Annotated in this window: 7 protein-coding genes; all 7 read right to left on the bottom strand. The window is 66.0% G+C overall.

Translation table 11 applies throughout. The annotated features are described in order from the left end of the window. Positions 1-799: AEC family transporter (locus AC1D00_RS23095; RefSeq protein ID WP_477012240.1), on the bottom strand; the 799-nt coding region annotated here is incomplete at its 3' end. Between the two features lie 98 nt (positions 800-897). After that, positions 898-1,107 carry a hypothetical protein gene (locus tag AC1D00_RS23090; protein WP_011084026.1) on the bottom strand — a complete coding sequence of 70 codons (210 nt, stop codon included), beginning with the start codon at positions 1,105-1,107 and terminating at the stop codon, positions 898-900. Further along, positions 1,104-1,277, bottom strand: a complete 174-nt coding sequence (locus AC1D00_RS23085; protein WP_167771330.1) for a hypothetical protein — start codon at positions 1,275-1,277, stop codon at positions 1,104-1,106. The genes AC1D00_RS23090 and AC1D00_RS23085 overlap by 4 nt, the downstream gene beginning before the upstream one ends. Positions 1,278-1,467: 190 nt before the next feature. Next, positions 1,468-3,087 (bottom strand): ABC transporter ATP-binding protein, encoded by a 1,620-nt coding sequence (locus AC1D00_RS23080; protein WP_477012241.1) that lies wholly within the window; start codon positions 3,085-3,087, stop codon positions 1,468-1,470. A 2-nt stretch (positions 3,088-3,089) separates the two neighbouring features. Beyond that, positions 3,090-3,929: an ABC transporter permease gene (locus AC1D00_RS23075; protein ID WP_025575214.1), complete on the bottom strand. Its 840-nt coding sequence runs from the start codon at positions 3,927-3,929 to the stop codon at positions 3,090-3,092. Next, entirely contained in the window at positions 3,926-4,897 is a 972-nt protein-coding gene (locus AC1D00_RS23070; RefSeq protein ID WP_477012239.1) for an ABC transporter permease, read from the bottom strand. The genes AC1D00_RS23075 and AC1D00_RS23070 overlap by 4 nt, the downstream gene beginning before the upstream one ends. Positions 4,898-5,129: 232 nt before the next feature. Continuing rightward, positions 5,130-5,966 (bottom strand): ABC transporter substrate-binding protein (locus AC1D00_RS23065; protein WP_477012238.1); only part of this gene is annotated, 837 nt, incomplete at its 5' end.

The raw sequence follows: 5,966 nt of genomic DNA, 5'->3' as shown, positions 1-5,966 counted from the left end.
CGGTTTTCGCCGTCGGCACGGCCGCGCACACGACGGCGGCGACGGTGTAGAGCGGATCGAGGCCGGTGATCACGCAAAGCCCGTAGACGATCAGCGGCATCACCACCAGCTTCACGGCCGAGAGCGCGAACGATGCCTTCAGATTCGATCGCAAGCCTTCGACCGACAGGCCGAGCCCGATGGCAAATAGCGCGCAGGGCGTGAGCGCAGCCGCGATCATGTTGAGGTAGGCCGCAACGGGCGACGGAATCGGCAGGCCCGTGATCGCCCATGCGAGCCCAATGAGCGTCGACAGCACCATCGGATTGAGCAGGATCTGTTTCGCGAGGCCAGCGGAGTGCGCAGGTCCGCGCGCCTCCTTTTCCAGCAGGATGACCGTGATCGGAAACATCACGGCGGCCACGAACACCGTCGCCACGGCGGCGGGCAGGACGGCGGGCTGGCCGTAGATCGCGTGCAGGATCGGAAGCGCCACGAAGCCGGTGTTGGTCATGGCTGCGGCCATGCCATGGATGGTGCTGCTGGCGAGATCATGCTTTCCGCCGGCGCGGACGGCTACGAAGACGAGCGCGAAGCAGAGCAGCGAGCCGCCGCCAAACGCGAGCAGGAAGCGCCATTCCAGCAGGTTGCGCGCCGGCTCCTGGGCGATCGTGACGATCAGCAGCGCCGGCATCGCCACGTTGTAGGCAAAGTGCACCAGCGCGTCGGCGAGCGTGCGCGAGAGATAGCCGAGCGCGCCGGCCAGCCAGCCGGTGACGATGATCGCGAACACGGGAAGAACGAGGCTGGCGACCTCCATCCGGCTCCCCCTTTTGCCAGGCGGCTATGGGCCATCCTAGCTCGCCGGTGCGTCGTCGTCACGGCCCAGCGGGATCGGGGAGGTCCGATCAGCGCACCTCAGGCGCCCCGGCCACCCTGTTGCCCGATCACGCAGCGCCATCCCGCCAGGCGCTCGGCCGGATGCTGGTTCATCCATTCGGCAAGCTGCGGCGCGCCCATCATGCAGGACTGCATCGAGACGTCGGCGAAGTCCGACGTGGTGACGATCTGCTCGTGACAATTGGCGGGAGAGGAGAGGCTGCAGAGCACGGCGATGATCTTGATCACGACAGACTTTCCACGTTGCCGCCGACGGCGCGCCCGATCGTGGTCGTGTCGTGCCGCTCGCTGACCGGATCAGCGGGCGGGAAGATGCTGTCATAGATCGCGCGTGCCTCCTGGATGAGGCGCAATCGTTCGCGCTCGGATCTCGAGACAAATTGAATAACCTGGCCCATGTTTGGCTCCGAAGAGTTTGGCAACCATCATCAGATGATGGAAATCATTCCAAACCGATGTGGGGTGCGGCCCGGCGCTTTGAAGCTGTGTAGGCGGTCACGAGGAATAAAAAGCGCGTGACAGCGCCGTTACGACAGATGCGGTTCGATTCGGTCCAATCGTCTGGAGCCGAACCGGATACCGCTCGCCTCACGCCGCCGGCGCGCGTTCCTTCCGCCCCGGCACTGCCGCGAGCAGTTCGCGCGTATAGGCGTGCTCGGGCGCGGCGAACAGCTGCGCTGTCGGCTTCAGCTCGACGATGGCCCCGCGCTGCATCACCGCGATGCGGTCGCAGATCTGGGCGGCGACGCGCAGATCGTGGGTGATGAACAGCATCGAGAGGCCAAGGCGCGCCTTGAGGTCTTCGAGCAGCCGCAAGACTTGCGCCTGCACCGAGACGTCGAGCGCGGAGACGGCTTCGTCGGCAACGATGATCTCGGGCTCGAGCGCGAGCGCGCGCGCAATGCCGATGCGCTGGCGCTGGCCGCCGGAGAATTCATGCGGATAGCGTTCGAGCGCGCCGGCATCCAGGCCCACCATCTTCAGGAGATCGCGGGCGCGCTCGAAGGCGACCTTCGGATCGATGCCGGCTGCGATCGGGCCGTCGGCGATGATGTGGCCGATCTTGCGGCGCGGATTGAGCGAGGCGAACGGATCCTGGAAGATCATCTGGATGCGATGGCGCTCAGTGCGCAGCGCCTTGCCAGAAAGCTGCGTGAGATCGGTCTCGCCGATCCGCACCGTGCCGCGGTCGGCTTCGATCAGCCGCATCACGAGGCGTGCCACCGACGACTTGCCCGAGCCGGATTCGCCGACGAGGCCGAGCGTCTCGCCCTTGAGGATGTTGAAGTTGACCTCGCGCGCGGCATCGACGCGGCGGTCCTCGCGAAACCAGCCCCCTGATGTGACGTAGGTCTTGTCCAGCCCGATCACCTCGACGGCCCTGGCCTGATCGTCGAGCGGCTCGCGCGCCGGCGGATCCATCGACGGCACGGCGGCGAGCAGCGCCTTGGTGTAGTCGTGCTGCGGCTCGTCGAAGACGTTGGCGGCGGGGCCTTCCTCGACCACCTTGCCGTGCCGGAGCACCACGACCTGGTCGGCGATATCGGCGACCACGCCGAAATCATGGGTGATGAACATCACCGCCATGTTGCGGTTGCGCTGGAGGTTGCGGATCAGTTTCAGGATCTGCGCCTGCGTGGTGACGTCGAGCGCGGTGGTCGGCTCGTCCGCCACCAGCACCGCGGGCTCGAGCGCGAGCGCCATCGCGATCATGGCGCGCTGGCGCTGGCCGCCGGAGAGCTGGTGCGGATAGGCGCGGACGATGCGCTCGGGGTCGGGCAGGCCGACCTCGCGTGCCAGCGCCAGCGCTCTTGCGCGCCGCTCCCTGGGCGTGAGCAGGCCGTGGGCCTCGAACATCTCCGCCATCTGGTCGCCGATCCGCATCAATGGATTGAGCGCGGTCATCGGCTCCTGGAAGATCATCGCTAGGCGACGCCCGCGCAGATCGCGCCAGCCGTCGTCGTCCAGCTTGAGCAGGTCGCGGCCCTCGAACAGGATCTCGCCGGTGGTGACGTTGACCGTATCCGGCAACAGGCCCATCAGCGCATGCGCGCACATCGACTTGCCGGAGCCGGATTCGCCGACGACGCAGACGATCTTGCCGGGCCGGAGGTCGAGCGAGACGCCGTCGACGGCGAAGGCACGCTCGGCGCCCTTGGGCAATGCGATCTGCAGGTTCTTGATGGAGACGGCGGGCGGGGCGGTCATCATCAGCGTCCCTCCCGCGACAGCCGCGGATTGAGCGCGTCGTTGAGGCCTTCACCGATCAGGTTCAAGCCGAGCACCGAGATCAGGATGGCGACGCCGGGAAACACCGTGATCCACCAGGCCTGCCGGATCACGGTGCGGCCGGCGCCGACCATGTAGCCCCAGGAGATCAGATTGGGATCGCCGAGGCCGAGGAAGGCCAGCGAGGATTCCAGGAGGATCGCGGTCGCCACCATCAGCGAGGCCAGCACGATCACCGGCGACAGCGCATTGGGCAGGATCTCGCGCAGGATGATCCAGGTGTTGCTCTGGCCGGTGACCACGGCGGCCTGGACGTATTCGCGCGTGCGCAGCGACAGCACCTCGCCGCGCACGAGGCGGGCGACCGGCGGCCAGCTCACCACCGCGATCGAGGCCACGATCGAATAGATCGAGGGCTGCAGGATCGCGACCAGCACGATCGCCAGCGCGAAGCTCGGAATGGTCTGGAAGAATTCGGTGAAGCGCATCAGGGCATCGTCGACCTTGCCGCCGAAATAGCCGGCCATGGCGCCGATCGGCACGCCGACGACCAGCGCCACCAGCGTCGAGACGAGGCCGACCAGCAGCGACACGCGTGCGCCAAAGATCATGCCGGCGAACACGTCGCGGCCGAGCGCGTCGGTGCCGAGCGGCACGGTCGAGAGCGTGAACGGCGGCAGGAACGGCCGCTGCACCATGCGCCAGGGCGAGTTCGGGAACAGCATCGGTCCGAACACCGCGATTCCGATCGCAAGCAACAGGATGATGAGGCCGATGACGCCGCTCGGGCTGCGCAGCATCGATTTCCAGAATTGTTTCATGAGGCGAATTCGATGCGCGGATCGACCAGCCGATAGACGAGGTCGGTGACGAGGTTGAAGATCAGGACCATGGCGGAGCAGATCACGAACACGCCGAGCAGGAGGTTGTAGTCCCGCTGCAGCAGCGCGTCGTACATCAGGCGTCCGATGCCGGGCCAGGCGAACACGGTCTCGGTGATGACGGCGCCGCCGATCAGCGTGCCGGAATGCACGCCGGCCAGCGTCACGACGGGCAGCAGCGCGTTGCGCAGCACGTGGCGGCGCTGGATCACGGCGTCGGAGAGGCCCTTGGCGCGCGCGGTCTTGACGAAGTCGAGGCGCTTCACCTCCAGCATCGAGGCGCGCGTCATGCGGGTATAGGTCGCCATGAAGAATAGGCCGAGCGTCATCGCCGGCATGATCAGGTGTTTGGCGACGTCGACCGCGTGGGCGAGGCCGGTGAGGTTGGCGCCGACCGTCTCGTAGCCGAAGCTCGGCAGCCAATCGAAGGTGACCGAGAACAGGAGGATACCCATCAGCGCCACCCAGAAGATCGGCATGGCGTAGAAGATCAGGGCGAACACGGTGATGCCGGTGTCAAGAAAGGTCCCGGCAAAGCGCGCCGCGAAGCTTCCGAACAGGACGCCGAGCATCAGCGAGATCGCGAAGGCGGTCAGCGTCAGCAGCAGGGTCGCCGGCAGCCGTTCGAGGATCAGCTTCGACACCGGCGCCTGCTGGCGGAAGGAGAAGCCGAGGTCGAGGGTGACGACGCCCTTGACGTAGATGAAGAGCTGCTCGGGCAGCGGCTTGTCGAGGCCGAACTTTTCCCGGAGCTGCTTGACGAAGATCTGGTCGCTGGCGCCGGCCTCGCCCGCCATCACGACCGCGGGATCGCCGGGCGCAAGCCGGATCAGGAAGAAATTGAGGACGACGATCGCGAGCAGGACGATCACGCCCTTCACGACACGCTGAGCGACGAAGGAGAGCATATCTAGAGCGTCATATCTTGAAACGTGATCCGTGGCGACGGAGACAGTGGGCTCCCTCGCCCCGCTTGCGGGGAGAGGGTCGGGGTGAGGGGGAGTCTCCGCGCGGACGGTGGCAGTTGGATTCGCGGAGCCTCCCCCTCACCCGAATGTGCGCTTCGCACACATTCGTCCTCTCCCCGCATCCGCCTTCGCCTTGGCGGACAAGAGCGGGGAGAGGTGAAAAGACCAGGGCTCACTTGTCGAGCCATGCGTCCTTGAAGCCGTCATTGACGCCGATGCCGGTCGTGATCAGGTTCTTGACCTTGCAGCGCATGATGGTCGGGAATTGCAGCTCGAGCATCCAGGCCACCGGCACGTCCTCGACCAGGATCTTCTGCGCCTTCTCGTAGATCTCCTTGCGCTTGGAATCCGGGGTCGCGACGGCGCCGTCGGCGAACAGCTTGTCGATCTCCGGGTTGGAGTAGCCCTCGACATTGTTGAACACCTGGCCCTTGGCGATGGCGCTGGAGACGTAGTTGCGCCCGACGCCGAGGGCCGGATCGCCGTACTGGTAGAGATAGGTGAAGGCGATGTCGTAGTCCCAGTCGCCGATCTTCTGGTTGCCGCCGGCAACGTCGGTGGCGATCGTCTCGATGGTCATGCCGACATCCTGGAGGTTCTGCTTCACGGCTTCACCCCAGCGCTGCCAGGTCTCGCCATAGGCGAGCGGCAACAGGCGGATCTTCTCGCCCTTGTAGCCGGCTTCCTTCAACAGCGCCTTGGCCTTGGCCGGATCGTACGGATATTTCGGCACGTCGGCGGTGTAGTACTTGATGGTCGAGGCGGACGGGCCGGTCGCCACCTTGCCGAGCCCGTTCCAGATCACGTCCTTGGCGAAATCGCGGTCGATCGCATACATGATCGCCTGCCGCACCCGCTTGTCCGCGAGCGGGCCCTGGCGGTTGTTCAGCCACAGCCAGGCCAGCGGCGAGAAGAACTCCCAGCCGGCGCCGGTGACGCAGGTGTCCTTCAGCTTGGACAGCCGCGGCACGTCGAAATTCTCGACCGAGCCGCCGGGCAGCACGTCGAC

The sequence above is a fragment of the Bradyrhizobium sp. P2_E8 genome, assembly GCF_056403875.1.
This window is presented reverse-complemented; position numbering and strand designations above follow the sequence as displayed.